Here is a 542-nt window from a genome sequence, read left to right on the forward strand (position 1 = left end):
TTTCGCCTAGAGACTAAATCGCCCATAGCCTGCATGGTGTCGGGCTTTAGAGAGGATAGTTTAGGTTTAATCGACTCTCCGTAATGCGCGATTAACTGTGCATCTAACTTATCTGTTTTAGCTCGTCGACCAATCGCACCCGCAAAGCGTTTTATGTGGATAGGATTTGCGATTACAAAGGGTAAATTGGCCTTAGCACATGCGATGATAAATGGCATTTCAAGGCGGCCAGTGGCTTCAATGATGATACGCTCAGGAGCATGTTTTTTAATGATGCTAACCGCTTCATTAATCCCGTTTTCATCATTTGAAACAGAGAAGTAGATATCAAGAGGGCGGATATAGATGTCGAGTTGAAACTTGCCAGTATCCACACCGACGTTAATGTTTTGATTAGTTTTTGGTTTCATAATAAGCTAACTCTTGCTTGCAAATGCGGGTTCGAGACCCAGTAGACTATTCGAGTATTTTGCTTGGAGTCGTTTGTCGCGTTCTTTCTTGTTATCGGTCTCTCGATAGAGGAGCCATCGCTTAATCGAACT

The 542-nt window shown here is 43.0% G+C and carries 1 protein-coding gene; it reads right to left on the bottom strand.

The genetic code is table 11. The features are described from left to right. A partial coding sequence (locus ACWU4D_RS19610; RefSeq protein ID WP_456053125.1) for an IS110 family transposase occupies nt 1-410 on the bottom strand: 410 nt, incomplete at its 3' end. Nucleotides 411-542 lie beyond the last annotated feature (132 nt).

The organism is Vibrio phycocola (assembly GCF_053850235.1).